General features: G+C 71.7%; 14 protein-coding genes. 5 read left to right on the forward strand and 9 right to left on the reverse strand.

What is annotated here, in order from left to right; genetic code table 11:
- Positions 1-88 precede the first annotated feature (88 nt).
- Positions 89-1,243 carry a branched-chain amino acid ABC transporter substrate-binding protein gene (locus tag AA23TX_RS29975; RefSeq protein ID WP_155546126.1) on the reverse strand — a complete coding sequence of 385 codons (1,155 nt, stop codon included), beginning with the start codon at positions 1,241-1,243 and terminating at the stop codon, positions 89-91.
- A 549-nt stretch (positions 1,244-1,792) separates the two neighbouring features.
- On the opposite strand from AA23TX_RS29975, the gene AA23TX_RS29980 reads away from it, so the two are divergent.
- Positions 1,793-2,563 (forward strand): alpha/beta hydrolase family protein, encoded by a 771-nt coding sequence (locus tag AA23TX_RS29980; RefSeq protein ID WP_155546127.1) that lies wholly within the window; start codon positions 1,793-1,795, stop codon positions 2,561-2,563.
- Here AA23TX_RS29980 and AA23TX_RS29985 read toward each other — a convergent pair.
- Both AA23TX_RS29985 and AA23TX_RS29990 read right to left on the reverse strand, forming a co-directional pair.
- A complete protein-coding gene (locus AA23TX_RS29985; protein WP_155546128.1) occupies positions 2,529-3,500 on the reverse strand; it encodes a LysR family transcriptional regulator in 972 nt (323 codons plus the stop codon). The two genes, AA23TX_RS29980 and AA23TX_RS29985, sit on opposite strands and share 35 nt — an antisense overlap.
- Positions 3,501-3,504: 4 nt before the next feature.
- On the reverse strand, positions 3,505-3,945 hold the full coding sequence (locus tag AA23TX_RS29990; RefSeq protein ID WP_020646636.1) for a PaaI family thioesterase: 441 nt from the start codon (positions 3,943-3,945) through the stop codon (positions 3,505-3,507).
- Positions 3,946-4,007: 62 nt separating this feature from the next.
- Between AA23TX_RS29990 and polA the strand changes: the two genes are divergently transcribed.
- The 3 genes from polA (at position 4,008) to AA23TX_RS30005 (ending at position 9,200) form a co-directional block, all read left to right on the forward strand.
- Positions 4,008-6,749, forward strand: a complete 2,742-nt coding sequence (gene polA, locus AA23TX_RS29995) for a DNA polymerase I (protein ID WP_155546129.1) — start codon at positions 4,008-4,010, stop codon at positions 6,747-6,749.
- A gap of 97 nt (positions 6,750-6,846) precedes the next feature.
- A complete protein-coding gene (locus AA23TX_RS30000) occupies positions 6,847-7,380 on the forward strand; it encodes an EF-hand domain-containing protein (protein ID WP_155546130.1) in 534 nt (177 codons plus the stop codon).
- Between the two features lie 209 nt (positions 7,381-7,589).
- On the forward strand, positions 7,590-9,200 hold the full coding sequence (locus tag AA23TX_RS30005) for a S1 family peptidase (protein ID WP_155546131.1): 1,611 nt from the start codon (positions 7,590-7,592) through the stop codon (positions 9,198-9,200).
- Positions 9,201-9,421: 221 nt separating this feature from the next.
- Here the strand turns inward: AA23TX_RS30005 and AA23TX_RS30010 are convergent, their stop codons facing one another.
- From AA23TX_RS30010 to AA23TX_RS30035, 6 genes are all read right to left on the reverse strand, one after another.
- Positions 9,422-9,994 carry a TetR/AcrR family transcriptional regulator gene (locus tag AA23TX_RS30010; RefSeq protein ID WP_155546132.1) on the reverse strand — a complete coding sequence of 191 codons (573 nt, stop codon included), beginning with the start codon at positions 9,992-9,994 and terminating at the stop codon, positions 9,422-9,424.
- On the reverse strand, positions 9,991-11,886 hold the full coding sequence (locus AA23TX_RS30015; protein ID WP_155546133.1) for a YhgE/Pip domain-containing protein: 1,896 nt from the start codon (positions 11,884-11,886) through the stop codon (positions 9,991-9,993). The genes AA23TX_RS30010 and AA23TX_RS30015 overlap by 4 nt, the downstream gene beginning before the upstream one ends.
- The gene (locus AA23TX_RS30020) at positions 11,883-12,572 is read right to left on the reverse strand and encodes a P-loop NTPase family protein (protein ID WP_155546134.1); all 690 of its coding nucleotides are present in this window, start codon (positions 12,570-12,572) and stop codon (positions 11,883-11,885) included. Before AA23TX_RS30020 ends, AA23TX_RS30015 begins: the two co-directional genes overlap by 4 nt.
- 275 nt (positions 12,573-12,847) lie before the next feature.
- Positions 12,848-13,768: a GNAT family N-acetyltransferase gene (locus AA23TX_RS30025; protein ID WP_155546135.1), complete on the reverse strand. Its 921-nt coding sequence runs from the start codon at positions 13,766-13,768 to the stop codon at positions 12,848-12,850.
- Between the two features lie 23 nt (positions 13,769-13,791).
- Positions 13,792-14,706: a GNAT family N-acetyltransferase gene (locus AA23TX_RS30030; protein ID WP_155546136.1), complete on the reverse strand. Its 915-nt coding sequence runs from the start codon at positions 14,704-14,706 to the stop codon at positions 13,792-13,794.
- Entirely contained in the window at positions 14,703-15,554 is an 852-nt protein-coding gene (locus AA23TX_RS30035) for a class I SAM-dependent methyltransferase (protein ID WP_155546137.1), read from the reverse strand. Before AA23TX_RS30035 ends, AA23TX_RS30030 begins: the two co-directional genes overlap by 4 nt.
- A gap of 305 nt (positions 15,555-15,859) precedes the next feature.
- Between AA23TX_RS30035 and rpsA the strand changes: the two genes are divergently transcribed.
- Entirely contained in the window at positions 15,860-17,359 is a 1,500-nt protein-coding gene (gene rpsA / locus AA23TX_RS30040; RefSeq protein ID WP_155546138.1) for a 30S ribosomal protein S1, read from the forward strand.
- Positions 17,360-17,422: the final 63 nt, after the last annotated feature.

Genomic DNA, 17,422 nt, shown 5'->3' on the forward strand with positions numbered 1-17,422 from the left:
GGGGCGAGGATGGTCGCCACATTGGCGGGGAGCGGGGGTGCTGTGGTTCACAGCGCCCCCGCTCCCGTTAGGTGTTTCTACTGCTCCGTCAGCCGGTGATCTTGGCGGTGGTCGAGTCGCCGAGGTTCTTGATGACCCCGCCGACGACCTGGTAGACGTAGATCGCGTTCGTCTGCGGCTCGCCGTTCTCCTTGAACTTGACCTGCTTCGACGCGCCCTTGAAGTCTTCCGTCTTCAGGAAGTCGTTGATCTTCTCACCGGTGGTGTTGCCCGCCTTGACCGCGTTGATGATGGCGGTCGCCGCGTCGTAGCCCTCGGTGGCGTAGATCGCCGGGTCGACGTTGAACTTGGCCTTGTACTTGGTGGCGAACTCGTTGGTGGCACCCGCGTCCGGGATGTTGCACGGGCAGCCGATGACCGCGCCGTCGGCCGCCGCGGCACCCGCACCCGAGACCAGCTGCGGGTCGAGCGAGCCGTCACCGGTGGCGAAGACGGCCTTCACGCCGCCGTCACGGAGCTGCTTGAGCAGCCGGCCGCCCTGGGCGTAGTAGCCACCGAAGGTGATGACGTCCGGGTTGGCCGCCTTGACCTTCTGCACCGTCGACGAGTAGTCCGACGCGTCCTTGGCGAACTTGTCGCGCTCGGTCGTGATGCCCTTGTCCTTGAAGGTCTTCTCGAACGCGTCCGCGAGGCCGACGCTGTACTCCTGGTCGTCCGAGAGGACGTACGCGTTCTTCGGCGACTTCGCCGTGATGAGGAAGTTCGCGATCGCGGGGCCCTGGTCGTTGTCGTTCGCGACGACGCGGTGCCAGTACTTCCAGCCGTTCGAGGCCAGGCCCGGGTTGGTCGCCGACGGCGACACGCTCGGGACCTTGCCCTGCTCGAGGACGCCGCCCACGGCCTTCGACTCACCCGAGAACGCCGGGCCGATCAGGGCGGTGATCTTGTCCGTCCCGATCGCGGTCTGCACCAGCGAGGTGGCCTGCTCCGGCTTGCCCTGGCTGTCGTAGTTCTTCAGCTCGAGCTTCACCTTGGGGTTCGTGGCGTTGTACTCGTCGATGGCGAGCTTCGCCCCGTTGTTGGGCGGGATCACGATCCCGGAGTTCTCCCCGGTCAGGTCGCCCATGAACCCGATCTTCAGCGTGCTGCTGTCACCGCTGCCCGACGAGCTGCTGCCGCCGGCACAGCCCGCCAGCGCCAGCGACGTCGCCGCTGCGAGGGCGAGAACCCGTCCAAAACGCACTCCTGACACCGACTACCTCCCATGACCAACCAGCCGCCGGTAGGCGTTGCCCCCGACACAGGGGCTAGGTTAGGGCAGGAAGATATCCCTCTCGCCCGTCATGTGCACAGGCGGCCTCACTACTCTGTGTCCACATCGTGACGATCGCAACCGACACGAATTGCACGAAAAGCCGAACGACGTTTCGTTACAGCCCGCCGCTGGTCACGTAGCGATACTAAGTATCGGGGCCCGTTATGCGAATGGGTGACGGCCGTGTTTCCACGGTATGTCATCGTCCATTTCGCCGGGCGGTGCGTGGCCGGTTTCCCGGCTTTCCGCTGTTCACCCTGGCGGGGGCCCCGCGCGGCGGGCACCGCCGCAGGGATGCACCTTACGTCCGGTTCGGGCGGCCGAACGGACCACCCCCGGTCACCGGGAACCTCAGGTCTGCCCGAAGGGGCACCCGGCCGTCACAACCACCGGTTGTCGTGGACGCCGGAACGGCTGTTGGACCCGCACCCGTCCCCGGCGGTTCGCTGGAGGCAGCCGAGAGACAGGGAGAGACGGATGCGGGAAGTGGTCGAGGGGGTCGCGGCGGGCGTGCCGTTCGTGGCGCTGGCGCCGGCGGACCCGGGAGCGACGGCGGCGCTGGTGGCGGGCTGGCACCTGATGGAGGTGCCCGCGAGCGAGCAGGCCTTCGCCGAAGCGGTGCCGATGAGCGGCCTGCAGGCGTGGCGGGTGTACTTCGGCCTGCCGCTGACCGGGGCCCGGCTGCCCGAGGGCGGTCCGGCGGAGCTGTTCCGGCGGGCGAGCGAGGACGCGGTGCTCAACGTCTTCGAGCCGGTCACCGAGCAGGCGGTGGCGGAGTTCCCCGCGGCGCTGGCCGAGCTGCGGGACCGGCTCCCGGGCGCGGACGGCCCGCTCGGCGTCTTCGGCGGCTCGGCGGGCTCGCTGGTCGCGCTGGAGGTGCTCGCCCGCGGGGACGTCGCCGTCGAGGCCGCCGCGGTGGTCAGCCCGGTCGCGCGGCTGGGCCCGGTGATCGGGCGCAACGAGCGGCTCTTCGACGTCACCTACCCGTGGTCCCCGCGGTCGCGGGCCGTCGCCGACCACTACGACTTCGTGCGCCGGGCCGGGGAGCTGACCGCGCCGCTGCTGCTGGTCGCCGGGGCCGAGGACGACAGCGCCGTGCGCGAACCGGCGCGAGCCCTGCGCGAGGAGCTGGGGACCGAGCTGGTGACGGTCGAAGGAATGGGGCACGAGTTCGCTCCGGGGAGCCCGGAAGCGAAGCACGTCGACGCGGCGTTCAGCGAGTGGTTCGCGCGGCGGTTGCGAGCCTGAGGTCGTCGTCGGGCAGCCAGGCGTGCGCCGGGTCGTAGGCGCACCAGTTCTCTTCACGGCTGGTGCGCCCGGCCAGCGCCAGCAGCCGCCGCAGCGCCGGGTGCGCCTTCCCGCGCCGCCAGACCAGCGACCACGGGAACAGCGGGGACGGCTCGAACGGCAGCACCTTCAGGTCCAGGTCGGGCGCGAGCTCCATGTCGGCCCCGGCGAGCGTGACGCGCCGCTTGCCGTACCGCGTCTGCTCGAGCGTGTGCCGCAGGTCGTAGCTGACGCCGGAGTCGTCGATCGGCACGTCGAACCGGCCGCACATCGCCTGCAGGTAGGACAGCCATTCGGCGGCCCCGCCGGACCCGGGCAGCCAGATGCCCTCGGCGCGCAGCTCGTCGAGCCGCAGCGCGTCCAGCTGGGCCAGCGGGTGCTCCGGCGCGAGCAGCGCGACCAGCGGTTCGAGCCGGACCGTCCGGTGCTCCAGCTCGTCGGGCAGCGGCCGGCCGAAGCCGGTGACGCGGCCGACGGCGGCGTCGAGCTCCCCGGACAACAGCGGCTCGACGGCGTGGGCGAACCCGCCGCCGGCGACCCGGTCGATCCGCAGCGCCGGCTCCCGTTCGGCGAGCCGGCGCAGCAGGAACATCGGGGAGAGCCGGAAGTCGACGACGTCGAGGCGCAGCGGCCGGTCGTCGGCGCTCATGGCGGCCACCGCCGCGTCGGCCACCCGCACCAGCTCGCGCGCGTGCGGGAGGAACCGTTCGCCGTCGGCGGTCAGCTCGACCGACCGGTTGGTGCGCAGGAACAGCGGCGTGGCCAGCGTGTCCTCGAGCTTCCGGATCCGCTTCGACAGCGCCTGCTGCGTGAGGAACAGCGTCTGGGCCGCCCGCCCGAAGTGGCGCTGGTCCGCGGTCACGACGAACGCCCGCACCTGGGCGAGGTCGAGGTCCACCGGCTCAGGCGCCCGGCGGGCGGTCCCGGACGACGCAGGTGAGGCGCGCGGTGCAGGTGCGCCGGCCCTCGTCGTCGGTCAGGACGATCTCCGCGGTGATGGTGCCGCGGCCGACGTGCAGCGGCGTCGCGACCCCGGTGACGGTGCCCGAGCGGACCGCCCGGTGGTGCGTGCAGGACAGCTCCAGCCCCATCGCCGCGCGGCCCGGGCCCGCGTTGAGCGCGGCGACCGTCGAGCCCAGCGCTTCGGCGAGCACGGCGTTGGCGCCGCCGTGCAGCAGGCCGTACGGCTGGAGGTTGCCCTCGACCGGGATGGTGCCGACCACGCGTTCGGCCGTCGCTTCCAGCAGCTTCATGCCGACTTTGTCGTTCAGCTGCTGGTCCGCGGCCGCCGGGTCGATGCCCGACAGCCGGTCCACGTCGATGGGGGCGGCACTTTCGGTCACGCAATGCTCCTGTTCCTATGCGACACGTAAGAGTGTCGGACCCTCAGCCTAGACTCGGCTCCGTGAGCCCGAGTGAGAAGACGACCGTTGCCAACGCCACAGGAACGACCACTGTCGCCGAGCGGCCGAAGCTGCTGCTGATCGACGGCCATTCGATGGCCTACCGGGCGTTCTTCGCCCTGCCCGCGGAAAACTTCAAGACCAAGACCGGGCAGGTCACGAACGCCGTCTTCGGGTTCACCTCGATGCTCATCAACCTCCTGCGCGACGAAGCGCCGACCCACCTCGCGGTGGCGTTCGACCTCTCGCGCAAGACCTTCCGCTCGGAGACCTTCGCGGACTACAAGGCGAACCGCAGCGCGACCCCGGACGAGTTCCGCGGCCAGGTGGACCTGGTCCGGGAGGTCCTCGACGTGCTCGGCATCCCGTCGCTGACGAAGGAGAACTTCGAAGCCGACGACATCATCGCCACGCTCACGACGCAGGCCGCGGCGGACGGCTTCGACGTCCTCATCTGCACCGGCGACCGCGACGCGCTGCAGCTGGTGACCGACCACGTCACCGTGCTGTACCCGAAGCGCGGCGTCTCGGAGATGACGCGGTTCACGCCGGACGCCGTCGAGGAGAAGTACGGCCTCACCCCGCAGCAGTACCCGGACTTCGCCGCGCTGCGCGGCGACCCCTCGGACAACCTGCCGAACATCCCCGGCGTCGGCGAGAAGACCGCGGCCAAGTGGATCAAGCAGTTCGGCTCGCTCGACGACCTGATCGACCGCGTCGACGAGGTCAAGGGCAAGGCCGGCGAGGCGTTGCGCGCGCACCTCAGCTCGGTCCAGCTGAACCGCCAGCTCACCGAGCTGATCCGCGACGTCGAGCTGGAGGTCGGCCCGTCGGGGCTGGAGCTGCGCCCGTGGGACCGCGAGGCCGTGCACGCGCTGTTCGACGAGCTGGAGTTCCGCGTCCTGCGCGACAGGCTGTTCGCGACGCTGCAGAGCGCCGAGCCGGAGGCCGACGAAGGCTTCGAGGTCTCGGGTTCCGCGCTCGCGCCGGGCGCGCTCGCGGCGTGGCTCGCGGCGCACGCGGGCGAGGGCGAGCCGGTGGCGCTGGCCTTCCGCACCGCGGGCGCGTCGGTCCGGTCGGACCTGCGCGCGATCGCTTTCGCGTCGGCCGACGGCGAAGGCGCTTACGTCGACGTGACGGCGATGGACCAGGCCGACGACGCCGCGCTCGCCGCGTGGCTGGCCGACCCGAAGATCCGCAAGACCGGCCACGACCTCAAGGTCCCGCTGCACGCGATCCGCTCCCGCGGCTGGACGCTGGCCGGGCTCGCCATGGACACCGCGCTGGCCGCGTACCTCGTGCGGCCCGGGCAGCGCACGTTCGAGCTGGACGACCTCGCGCTGCGGTACCTGCACCGCGAGCTGCGCTCGGAGACCGACGGCGGCGACGGCCAGCTGTCGCTGCTCGACGGCGGCGCGGAAGGCCTGGAGCAGAAGGAGATCGACGAGGAGCTGGTCAAGGCCCGCGCGATCTTCGAGCTGGCCGGCGCGCTCGAGAAGGAGCTGGACGAGATCGGCGGCGCCCGGCTGCTCGCCGAGCTGGAGCTGCCGCTGCTGGAGGTCATCACCGAGCTGGAGATCGCCGGCGTCGCCGTCGACCTGGAGCAGCTGACCACGCTCGAGGCGCACTACCTCTCGCGCGTCACGCAGGCAGCCGAAGAGGCGTACGCGGTGATCGGCAAGCAGATCAACCTCGGTTCGCCGAAGCAGCTGCAGGTCGTGCTGTTCGACGAGCTGGGCATGCCGAAGACCAAGCGCACCAAGACCGGCTACACCACCGACGCCGAGGCGCTGCAGGGCCTGTTCGAGAAGACCGAACACCCGTTCCTGCAGCACATGCTGGAGCACCGCGACGCGACGAAGCTGCGCACGACCGTCGAGGGCCTGATCAAGTCCGTCGCCGACGACGGCCGCATCCACACGACGCTGCTGCAGACCATCGCGGCCACCGGGCGGCTGTCCTCGACCGAGCCGAACCTGCAGAACATCCCGGTCCGCACCGAAGAAGGCCGCCGCATCCGCGACGCGTTCGTCGTCGGCGAGGGCTTCAGCGAGCTGATGACCGCGGACTACAGCCAGATCGAAATGCGGATCATGGCGCACCTGTCGAAGGACGAGGGCCTCATCGAGGCGTTCAACTCCGGCGAGGACCTGCACACGTTCGTCGCGTCCCGTGCGTTCTCGATGCCGCCGGAGGAGATCACCCCGGAGCTGCGCTACCGCGTCAAGGCGATGTCGTACGGCCTCGCGTACGGGTTGTCGGCGTACGGGCTCTCGCAGCAGCTGCGGATCTCGACCGAGGACGCCAAGTCCCAGATGGAGGCGTACTTCGACCGCTTCGGCGGGGTGCGCGACTACCTCCACTCGGTCGTCGGCGTCGCGGCGAAGAACGGGTACACCGAGACGGTCTTCGGCCGCCGCCGCTACCTGCCGGACCTCAACAGCGACAACCGCCAGCGCCGCGAGATGGCCGAGCGGATGGCGCTGAACGCCCCGATCCAGGGCAGCGCGGCCGACATCATCAAGGTCGCGATGCTCAACGTCCACCGCTCGCTGGTCGAGGCGAAGCTGAAGAGCCGGATCCTGCTGCAGGTGCACGACGAACTGGTGCTCGAAGTCGCCGAAGGTGAGCGCGAGGAGCTGGAGAAGCTCGTCCGCCACGGCATGGGCTCGGCGTACGACCTGGCCGTGCCCCTGGAGGTCTCGGTCGGCTACGGCCGGTCCTGGAACGAAGCCGCGCACTGATCTCACCGAGCGTCACGGCCCGGATCACCGGGTCGTGACGCGGGTGTACTCGGGCGGACGTCGTCGGGTGGCGGTCTTCGCGGCGAAGCTGTCGTGCATGGCCAGTGACTTCCAGCGACGCAAGATCTCCGGCATTTTCGGCGCGATGGACGCCGACGACGACGGCTACCTGACCGAGTCCGACTTCCGGGCGCTCACGGCGAGGTGGCTCGACCTCCGCGGCACCGACGGCAGCACGCCCGAAGGGGAGAAGCTCGCCGCCATCATGATGGGCTGGTGGGCGACGCTGCGTGACGCGTCCGACCGCGACCGCGACGGCAAGGTCTCCCTCGACGAAGTCCTGAGCGTCGTCGACGAGCTGCCGAAGATGCCCGGTGCGGTCACCGGGACCGCCGACGCGATGTTCGAAGCGGTGGACGAAAACGGGGACGGCGCGATCTCGGCGGCGGAGTACCGCCGGATGATCGAGGCCTGGAGCGGCACCGGCGTCCCGACGGCCGAGGTGTTCGCCTTGCTGGACACCGACGGCGACGGCCGCCTCTCGCACGACGAGTTCACCGGCCACTGGTACGAGTTCTGGGCGGGCGACGACCCGGCGGCCCCGGGGAGTGCGGTCTTCGGCCGGGTCTGAGGCGCCGGGGCACTCTTCGGTGATCGTTCGGGCAGTCGCTCAACGGGCCGTTGTCCCGCTGAGCGGTCTCCGAGCGTGCCCGTCCGCTCACTCGGACGCAGAAATCGTTGGCATTACTACGAACGGCTGACTCCGTTCGGGTGAGCCATTACCGCTGGGTAGGGAGGTCGGCGCCCGAGGCGCGACGATCACGGCGTAGGGTCCGCCGAATGGGGTTCGAGCGTGAGCGACGACGCTGGCGGGTCCGGCTGCACGACGAACTCGGCCGGGTGTGCGGTGCGGGCACGGTGCTGGACGAGTACCACGTCCTCACGAGCGCGCACGTCGTCGAAACCGCCGGGGGACCGCGGTCCGCGCTGAGCGTCGACTTCGTCGGCCTGGCCGAGGCGATGCCCGGCACGGCCACCGTCGTCGAAGGCTGCTGGGTGCCCTCCGACGGCGGCGGGCGCGGCGATCTCGCCGTGCTCCGCCTCGATCGTCCCGAATCCCGCGTCTTCCGGGCGCCGCTGCACCGCATGCCGATCGGCGAGCACCAGCTCGTGCGCGCCTTCGGCTTCCCGCCCGGCTCGGTCGGCCGCTGGACCCACGCCCGGCTCGGCGGCCCCGAGCACCCCGGCGGCCCCGGCGGCGAGTGGGTCCGGCTGTTCCGCACCGCCGAAGCCGAACCGCTCGGCCCCGGCTTCGGAGGCACGGCGGTGCTCGACGAGGCGACCGGCCACCTCGTCGGCGTGGTCGTCGGCAAGGACACCGGCACCTGGATGATCCCGGTCGAGACCATGCTCGGGCACCTGCCGCAGCTGAGCATCTGGACCTCGGGCAGCCCGGCCGTGGACGCCAGCTTTTCGCGGCCCGTCGGGGAAGCCGTCGACGTCTCCTTCGTGCAGCGCGTCGCCGACTGGTTCGCCAAGGCCGAGCCCGGCACGGTCTGGGTCGTCGACACCGGCGAGGCCGGGTCGCCCGTCGCCGCGGCCCTGCGGTTCGGGATCGTCCTCGCCGACCGCGAACGCTCCCTCGGCGTGTCCGGCCTGCCGCCCGCCCTGGGCCAGATGCCGCCGGCGGGCAGCGTCGACCTCGCCGTCGACGCCACCGGCCGCACCGCCGACGCCGTCCGCCACCGGATCGCCGACCGGCTCACGACCGGCGTCGCGGGCCGCACCCTCGTCATCGACGCGATCGACGACTCCGCCGAACCCGACCGGCTCGTCGGTGAGGTGCTGGCCCCGCTCGCCGGCCGCGCGGCCGAGCTCGGCATCCGCCTGCTGCTCGGGTTCCGGGAAGAGTCCTCGCCCGGCGTCGCGGCGGTCCAGGCGGGCACCCTCGGGGCCCGCCCGGCGCGGGACGACCTCGCGGGCCGTCTCGACGTGTTGACGCAGTCCGTGGAGGAGCTCGCCGAGATCGAGGCGTACCAGCTGCGCGTGGCGACCCGGTTCACCGGCGTCGCGATGCTGCCGGCCCGCGCCCAGCGGCTGCGCGGGGCGCTGAAGCAGCTGCGCTCGGCCGAGGTCGACGGCGACGCGGAGTGGGTCGAGAAGCACATCGACGGCCACGAGCACGCGGTCGCCCCGGCGGTCGAGGACGGCCGCCGCCAGCGCGCGGTGCTCGACGGCCTGGTCGCCCGCCGCGAGGAACTGCGTGCGCGTTTGGCGGCGGACAACGAGCTGACCCGCGAGCACGGCCTCGACGGCGACCCGGAGCTGGAGCAGGCGTACACGCCGGCGAAGAGACTGCTGATCGACGGCCCGTGCGAGCTGACGGCGGCGGCCACGGCGGTCGACACGTACGCGGCGGCGGTCCGGGCCCGCATCGAGGACCGCGGCTGACCGAGCCGGAACTGTCGGTGCCGACCGGTGAAGTAGAGAACGGGGGCCCCGCGAGCGGGGCCCCCGAGCTGCGCGGTGCCGCCTCGGCCGAGCGCCCCGCCGTGTCGGCGCTGCCGCGCCGGGTGCGAAAACGGAGCGCCCCGCCTACCGCGTTCGGCGCCGGAACTGTCGGTGCCCACCGGTAAAGTGGAAAACGGGGGGCGCCCCGCGAGTAGTGCTGTTCAGCGGCGACCCAAGCCACGGATCAGCACCATCACCGCTTCCCGCACCTCGGCCCGCGTTCGCTGCGGCCCGAACACCTGCCAGTCCAGCGCCACCACCAGCATCGTGCCGAACAGCCCGGCCGCCGCCGTCGGGATCTGCACTCCCTCCGGCAGCCGGCCGGCCGACTCCAGCCGCGACAGCTGGCCCTTCACGATCGAGATGATCTCCTCGCGCAGCAACGAAAGCGTGCCGTGCCACTGGCCCGGCGTCCGCCACAGCTCGCTCACCAGGATCTGCGAAAACCCCGGGTACTGGGCGATGAACTCCAAAGTCACGTCGACCTGCGCCTCGATCACGTCGAGCGGATCCGCGTCGGACACCGCGAGACGAAGCCGCTCGGCGAGCGTGTCCACCCCGTACCGCAGGAGCCCGTCGACCAGGCCGTCCTTCGACCCGAAGTTGTAGTAGACCGTGCCCTTCGCGACGCCCGCTTCGGCGGCGATGTCGTCCACCGTCAGGCCGACCAGGCCCCGGCTCTTCGAAAGCCGCAGCGTGGCCTCGAAGAGCTTCTGCTTCGTCCCGCCGCTCACAGGCTCAGCTCGGGCTTGAGCGCGGACACCGTCCAAACGCGACGTTTGCGCGCGGCCAGCGTGGACACGAGGATCCCGCCCACCAGGTAGGCCAGCAACACGCCGATGTCGCCCAGGATCTGCACAGTGGCGCCACTGTAGAACAGGTGGCGGAAGCCGTCGATCGCGTAGCCCATCGGCAGCACCACGTGCAGCGGGTACAGCGCGTCCGGGATGGTCTGCCACGGGAACGTCCCGCCCGCGCTGACCAGCTGCAGCACCAGCAGCACCAGCCCGAGGAACTTCCCGACCGCGCCGAAGAACGCGTTGAGCGCGTGCACCACCGACGTGAACGTCAGCGACACGAGGACGGCGAAGCCGATCGCGCCCAGCGGGTGCGCGATGTGGATGCCGACCAGCCACGTCACCGCGCCGAACAGCACGATCACCTGCGCGACGCCGAGCAGCGCCGACGACAGCCAGCCGCCCACCGCGACCCGGAACGGCGCCGCGCCCGCGGTCAGCGCCCGGGTCGAAAGCGGCCGCAGGATCAGGAACAGCACGAACGCGCCGATCCAGGTGGCCAGCGAGATGAAGAACGGTGCGAGACCGGCGCCGTACGTCCCCGCGGACGCCTCGCCGTTGGCGTTCACCGCCACCGGGTCGGCGATGGTGTTGGCCGTCGCCGAGCGGGTCGGGTCGTCCGGGTTCGGGATTTCCTTGAGCCCGGCCGAAAGCCCGTCACGCAGCTTCACCGCGCCGTCCGCCAGCTGATTGGTGCCGTTGACCGCGGTCTTCTCGCCGTCGCTGAGCTGGGACGCACCATCCTTCAGCTGGTTCGCGCCGTCGGACGCCTGCGCGATGCCGCTCGCCAGCTGCGGCGACGCCGCGGCGAGCTTGGCCGCGCCGTCGGACACCTGGCGGGCGCCGTCGGCCAGCTTCGCGAGGTCGCCGTTGGCCTGCTGGATCTTGCTGTTCGCCTGGTCGACGGGGGAGCGCAGCTGGTCGGCCTTCGCGAGGATCGCCTGCACCTGCGCCTCCGGGACGCCGGCGTCGCGCAGGTCGGTCTGCAGCTGGCTGCGGTAGGAGTCGAGCTTGCCCTGGATGTCGGACGACGCCGTCGCGGCGACCGAAGCCGCGTCGGCGACCTTCTGGTCCCCGGCCGCCACCTGCGAAGCACCGCTGGCGAGCTGCTGCGTCTGCGAAGGCAGGGAAGCGGTGCCGCTCTTGAGCGTGCCGAGGCCGGTCGCCAGCGTCGACGAGCCGTCCGCGAGCTTCGCCGCGCCGTCGGCCAGCTTCTGCTGACCCGACTTGAGCTGGGTGGCGCCGTCGGCGAGCTGGGCCGCGCCGGTCGAGGCTTCCTGGATCTTGGCGTAGATCGTGGAGAAGCCGACCAGGAACCGGTCCGCGGCCTCGCTGCCGACCTTCTCCGCGATCGTCTTGCGCACCTGCTCGGCGACCTGCTTCGCGATGGTGCCGGACAGGTAGTTGTTGGCGTCGTTGGTGGTCAGCGTGATCGTCGCCTGCTGCGGCTGGAAGTTGCCGACCGAGAGCAGCGCGGCGGAGAAGCCGCTGGGGATGCCGATCGCGAAGGAGTACTTGTCGTCGCGGACGCCGTCACGGGCCTCCTGCTCGGACACCTCGTGCCACTGGAAGGTGCCGGACTTGGTCAGCTCGTCGGTCACCTCGCGGCCGACGTTGCGCTGCTGGCCGCTCGCGTCCTTCGCACCGGTGTCGCTGGTGAAGACGGCGGCGGGCAGCTTGTCGAGCCTGCCGTACGGGTCGTAGTTCGCGTAGAGGTAGAAGGACGCGTAGAGCAGCGGCACCAGCACGAGCGCGACCAGCGCGAGCTTGGGCATCGTGCCGGTGGAGAGGCGGCGCAGCTCGTTGCGCGCGATCCGGAAGGCGTTCATTCGGTGACCTCGTCAGTGCTCGCGGGGAGCTCTTCGGTGGGGGTGGGTTCGGGGGCGTGGTGCTGCGGCTCGGGCTGCTCGGCCGAGCCGAGGCGCGCGGGCGTGAAGGGGAGGGCGGACAGCGGGGTCGTCGCGGCGAGCACGACGACGGCGAAGCCGCGCTCGGCCTGCTCGCGCGCCAGCCCCGCCCAGCTTTCGACGTCGCTGGTGTGCCGGTCGGGGGTGTCGAGGACGAGCAGCCGGACGCCCTCGCGTTCGGCGGCCAGCTCGGTCAGCAGCCGCGTGCGCAGGACCGGGGCGAGGTTCTCGAACCGCGTGCCCGCGAACGGCGCCGCGTCGTGGCCGGCGAGCCAGCGGGCGACGTCTTCCTTGCCCGCCGGGCGGTGGGCCAGCGCCAGCTCCTCGCCGACGACGACGCGCAGGGGGAGGGCGTCGTCGGGCTCGCTGACGCCGGGGGCGTCGACGACCGCGACGAGCTCGGGCAGCGCGGTGTCGGTGCCCTCGGCGTGCACCGTGCCGGTGGTCGGCTTCAGCCGCCCGGCCAGCGCCAGGCCGAACGCGGTGACGCCGACGCCGGGTTCGCCGTGCACGATCGCCAGGTCGCCCTCGCCGACGGTCAGCGAGGTGGGCGGTAACAAGGGGCCGTGGTGTCCTTCGAGGGACACCCGATCGGCGCGGACCTGCACGGTTACTCCAGCGTCGGGAACTTTTTGAACTGACCGGTCAGTTCAAAAGCTAGCCCTCGCGGCGGGGTGCGGCAAGATCACCGGACGCACGTCACACTCGTGGGTGACTTTCGCAGCTCGCCGGTCGCGACGCCCACTCGGCGGCCCCGGCCGGGGGAGGGGTGCCGCTCAGCGGAGCGCCGACGCCGGGAGGTCGTGAGTGAGAAACAGTGTTCTAACCCTGTTTCTCACTCACGACCGCCGCGGTGTGCGGACCCGGCCGGTCGCTGCCGTGCTCAGCGGAGCGCCGACGCCGGGCGCACCTCCCAGCTGGTCCACAGTGGACGGTAGCCCTGCCGGTGCCAGAACACCGAGGCCAGCGGGTTCGTCGGGTTGTAGTAGAGGTACGTCCTGCTCGCCCCGCCCCGGTGCAGCTCCCGGTGCACGTGGGCCATCAGCGCCCGGCCGAAGCCGCCGCCGCGCTCGCCGGGTGCCGTCACCACGTTGTTCACGTAACCCCAGCGCCCCGGCGGGAGCAGCTCGGCCGCCTCGCTCCCCGGGGTCGCGTCGATCCACGCGCAGTGCGCGACGGCGCGGATCTCACCGTCCTCCTCGGCCAGCCACACCGCCGGTTCGTCCTCGGCCAGCGCGTCGCGCAACGCGGGGGCCAGCAGCTCGGCCGTGTTCGCCCGGCGGGGCGCGGCCACCAGGCCGGTGTAGTCGAACGTCGCCGCGGCCAGCTCCAGCGCCGCGGCGAAGTCGTCCGGCCGGGCGCGGCGGACGGCGACCGCCGGGGCCGCCCCGACCGGGGGCGCCGTGCGCACGCCGACCGCGGAGAGCGGGACGAGACCGTGGTCGAGGAAGGCGCGGATCGCCTCGGCGTCCCGGCTGGGCCAGAGGACGACGCACGACGAGTCGTCGCCGATCTCCTCCGCCTCCAGCACGCCCTTGAGCGCGCGGAGCAGGAGGTCGACGCCCTCGGTGCCGGTGGCGCCGAAGTACGGGAAGAGCTGCCGGACGTCGGCGGCCGCCCACAGCATCGTGACGTCGCCGGGCGCCGAGCGGTGCCGCTGCAGCACCCCGGTGATCCGGGTGCCGTCCGCGGTCGCGACGTCCAGCCGCTGTCCCTCGGCCGGGGGCGCGGCGGGCGGCAGCAGCGCGTCGACCGCCGCGAAGCGCGCGCGGTGGGCGGCGAGCAGCGGCTCGGCGATGTCCATGGGTCCCCCTGGTGGTGCGTCGGTCAGGACCAGGCGGGGCGCCGGATCCACATCGTCCACAGTGGACGATAGCCCTGCCGGTGCCAGAATACCGGCGAGAGCGGGTTCGCCGGGTGGTAGAAGAGGAACGTACCGCGCAGCTCCGGCCGGAGCAGCTCGCGATGGGCCACCGCCATCAGCGCCCGGCCGACGCCGCCGCCCCGCGCGCCGGGCGCGACCGACAGCGTGTCGACGTATCCCCAGCGGCCCGGCCGCAGCCGGCCGTGGATGCCGTCGCCCGGTGCGGGCGAGGCCAGTGCGCACGAAGCCAGGCCGACCGGCACGCCGTCGTCCTCCGCCAGCCAGACCAGGCCGCTGAAGCGCAGCGCGCGGACGACCTCCGCGCGCAGCAGCGCCCGCGCGCCGGGGCGCGGCACCGCGGTGCCGACCAGCGACGTGTAGCGCCATTCCGCCACGCGCAGGTCGGTCAGGGCCTCGACGTCGCCGTCGCCCGCGCGGCGGACGGTGACCCGCGACGGCCCCGCGTCCGCGGGCGGCTCCGGGGGCCGCACGGCCAGGCACGTCATCGGCGCGAAGCCGTGCGCCAGCAGGACCGCCGACGCTTCGGCGTCACGGCTCGGCCAGGCCAGCGTGCAGCCGGAGTCCGGCTCGGGCCGCGTGCCGCGCATCCGGTCGCGCCACGCCCCCAGCAGCGCGGTCAGGCCCGCCGCGCCGCTGTCGCCCGGTACCGCGGTCAGGTCCCAGATCTCCAGCGGGCCCCACAGCGCGGGCCACGCCCCCGGCGCGTGCACCACGTGCGTCAGCAGGCCGCCCGCCCGGTGCCCGCCGGCGGTCACCACGAGCGGCTCGCTGGCCGCCGACGGCGGGGCGGCGATCGGCGGCAGCAGCGGGTCGAGCGCGGCGAACCGGGCGTTCTGCTCCTTTTCCAGGGGGTTCACGAGCGGTGCGTGCGGAAGATCGCGGTGCCCGGGAAGAGCCGGCCGCGCAAGGGGCTCCACTGGCCCCAGACCCGCGTGTGCCCCGCCGGCCATTCGGGCTCGACGAGGTCCGTCAGGGTGAACCCGGCCGAGGCCAGCGCGCGCACGTAGTCGCCGAGGGTGTGGTGGTACTCGACGTAGGTCGCGGTGCCGTCGTCGTCGACCTCCACGTACGGCGTGCGGTCGAAGTAGGGCTGGGTGACGGTGAGCCCCTGCGGGCCGGGGTCGTCCGGGAAGATCCACCGCATCGGGTGGGTCACCGAGAACACCCACGGCGCGCCCGGCCGCAGCACCCGGTGCACCTCGGCGAAGACGGCGTCCACCGAGGCGACGAACGGGATCGCGCCGAAGGCCGAGCAGGCCGCGTCGAAGCTGCCGGACGCCAGCGGCAGGTACTCGGCGTTCGCCTGCACGAGCGGGATGCCGGCGCCGGTGCGCTCGTTGCCCTCGCGGGCGTGGCGCAGCATGCCGGCGGACAGGTCGGTCGCGACGGGGCGGGCGCCCTGGGCCGCCAGCCAGCGCGAGCACGCGGCCTGCCCGCAGCCGACCTCCAGCACGCGCTTGCCGCGGACGTCGCCGAGCAGCCGCGCGTCGGCCTCGCGCACACCCTCCGGGCACCAGACGAAGTCGGCGTCGCCGAGGAACCCGCCGTGCTCGGCCTGGTAGTCGTCGGCGTCGGCGTCCCACCAGGCGAGGTTCGCGGCCGCGGCTTCGGGGCCCCCGACCTCGCGGTAGGCGACGGCCGTGGTGCCCAGCCGGTGCTCGGCCGCTTCGTGGCGCCCCGGCGCGGGCGGCTCCTCCGGTGGCATGATGGTGGTCTCCGGTCCTGCGTCCTGGTGCCTGCGATTTGCTTCCGCGAGGACCTTAGCGACCGAGGGGGACCCTGATTGTGCCGCCTAGCGGCCGCCGCGTAGGATAAGTGTTAGCGCAGTGGGTTCGCGCTGCCTTCCGCTCAGCTTTTCCTGGTCGGGCTCGGGGTCGCGCACCGTTATGCGGGTCATGCCGCGGTCGTTCACTGGTGGACGTTTGCTCGCAGGGTCGTCGCATGCTCACAACAGCCCATCGCGCCGACAACTGCCAACCCTCGATCCCATCCACCGGAGCAACCCGCCTAATGACCATCGACACCGCCACCGCCCCGACCGCCCCGAACGCGGCCCCGCAGGTCGCCATCAACGACATCGGGTCGGAGGAAGATTTCCTCGCGGCTATCGACAAGACGATCAAGTACTTCAACGATGGCGACATCGTCGAGGGCACCATCGTCAAGGTCGATCGCGACGAAGTCCTGCTCGACATCGGCTACAAGACCGAGGGTGTCATCCCCTCGCGTGAGCTGTCCATCAAGCACGATGTCGACCCGGCTGAGGTTGTCACCGTCGGCGATGAGGTCGAAGCCCTGGTTCTCCAGAAGGAGGACAAGGAAGGCCGTCTGATCCTGTCCAAGAAGCGCGCGCAGTACGAGCGCGCCTGGGGCACGATCGAGGAGCTCAAGGAGAAGGACGAGCCCGTCAAGGGCACCGTCATCGAGGTCGTCAAGGGCGGCCTCATCCTGGACATCGGCCTGCGCGGCTTCCTCCCCGCGTCCCTGGTCGAGATGCGCCGCGTCCGCGACCTGCAGCCGTACGTCGGCCGCGAGCTCGAGGCGAAGATCATCGAGCTGGACAAGAACCGCAACAACGTGGTCCTGTCCCGCCGCGCCTACCTCGAGCAGACCCAGTCCGAGGTGCGCAGCGAGTTCCTCAACGCGCTCGCCAAGGGCCAGGTCCGCAAGGGCGTCGTGTCGTCCATCGTCAACTTCGGTGCCTTCGTGGACCTGGGTGGCGTCGACGGCCTGGTGCACGTTTCCGAGCTGTCCTGGAAGCACATCGACCACCCGTCCGAGGTCGTCGAGGTCGGCCAGGAGGTCACGGTCGAGGTCCTGGACGTCGACATGGACCGCGAGCGCGTCTCGCTGTCGCTGAAGGCGACCCAGGAAGACCCGTGGCGCCAGTTCGCCCGCACCCACGCGATCGGCCAGATCGTGCCGGGCAAGGTCACCAAGCTGGTCCCGTTCGGTGCGTTCGTGCGCGTCGAAGAGGGCATCGAGGGTCTGGTCCACATCTCGGAGCTGGCCGAGCGCCACGTCGAGATCCCGGAGCAGGTCGTCCAGGTCAACGGCGACGTCATGGTCAAGGTCATCGACATCGACCTCGAGCGCCGTCGCATCTCGCTGTCGCTGAAGCAGGCGAACGAGGGTGTCACGCCGGACACCGAGTTCGACCCGGCCCAGTACGGCATGGCCGCCGAGTACGACACCGAGGGGAACTACATCTACCCCGAGGGCTTCGACCCGGACACCCAGGAGTGGCAGGAAGGCTTCGACAAGCAGCGTGAGGAGTGGGAGCGCCAGTACGCCGAGGCGCACACTCGTTACGAGGCCCACATGAAGCAGGTCGTGAAGGCCGTCGAGGCCGACGCGGAAGCCGCCGCTGACGCGGCGACCGGCGTCGAGGGTGGCTCGGAGAGCTACACCTCGGGCTCGACCTCGACCGACACGAAGAGCAGCGGCGGCACCCTCGCCTCCGACGAGCAGCTCGCGGCGCTCCGCGAGAAGCTCTCCGGCGGTGCGTGAGCACTAGCGCTCTGAGCTGAAAGCGAACCCCCGGTCCCGAGTGGACCGGGGGTTCGCTGCGTT

The organism is Amycolatopsis camponoti, from assembly GCF_902497555.1.
Classification (GTDB): Bacteria; Actinomycetota; Actinomycetes; order Mycobacteriales; family Pseudonocardiaceae; genus Amycolatopsis; species Amycolatopsis camponoti.

What these genes read in the sequence shown, in the direction of transcription:
- AA23TX_RS29980 (WP_155546127.1), top strand. Translation starts at nt 1,793, where the DNA reads ATGCGGGAAGTGGTCGAGGGGGTCGCGGCGGGCGTGCCGTTCGTGGCG.
- AA23TX_RS30000 (WP_155546130.1), top strand. Translation starts at nt 6,847, where the DNA reads ATGGCCAGTGACTTCCAGCGACGCAAGATCTCCGGCATTTTCGGCGCG.
- AA23TX_RS30005 (WP_155546131.1), top strand. Translation starts at nt 7,590, where the DNA reads ATGGGGTTCGAGCGTGAGCGACGACGCTGGCGGGTCCGGCTGCACGAC.
- AA23TX_RS30015 (WP_155546133.1), bottom strand. Translation starts at nt 11,886, where the DNA reads ATGAACGCCTTCCGGATCGCGCGCAACGAGCTGCGCCGCCTCTCCACC.
- AA23TX_RS30025 (WP_155546135.1), bottom strand. Translation starts at nt 13,768, where the DNA reads ATGGACATCGCCGAGCCGCTGCTCGCCGCCCACCGCGCGCGCTTCGCG.
- AA23TX_RS30035 (WP_155546137.1), bottom strand. Translation starts at nt 15,554, where the DNA reads ATGCCACCGGAGGAGCCGCCCGCGCCGGGGCGCCACGAAGCGGCCGAG.
- rpsA (WP_155546138.1), top strand. Translation starts at nt 15,860, where the DNA reads ATGACCATCGACACCGCCACCGCCCCGACCGCCCCGAACGCGGCCCCG.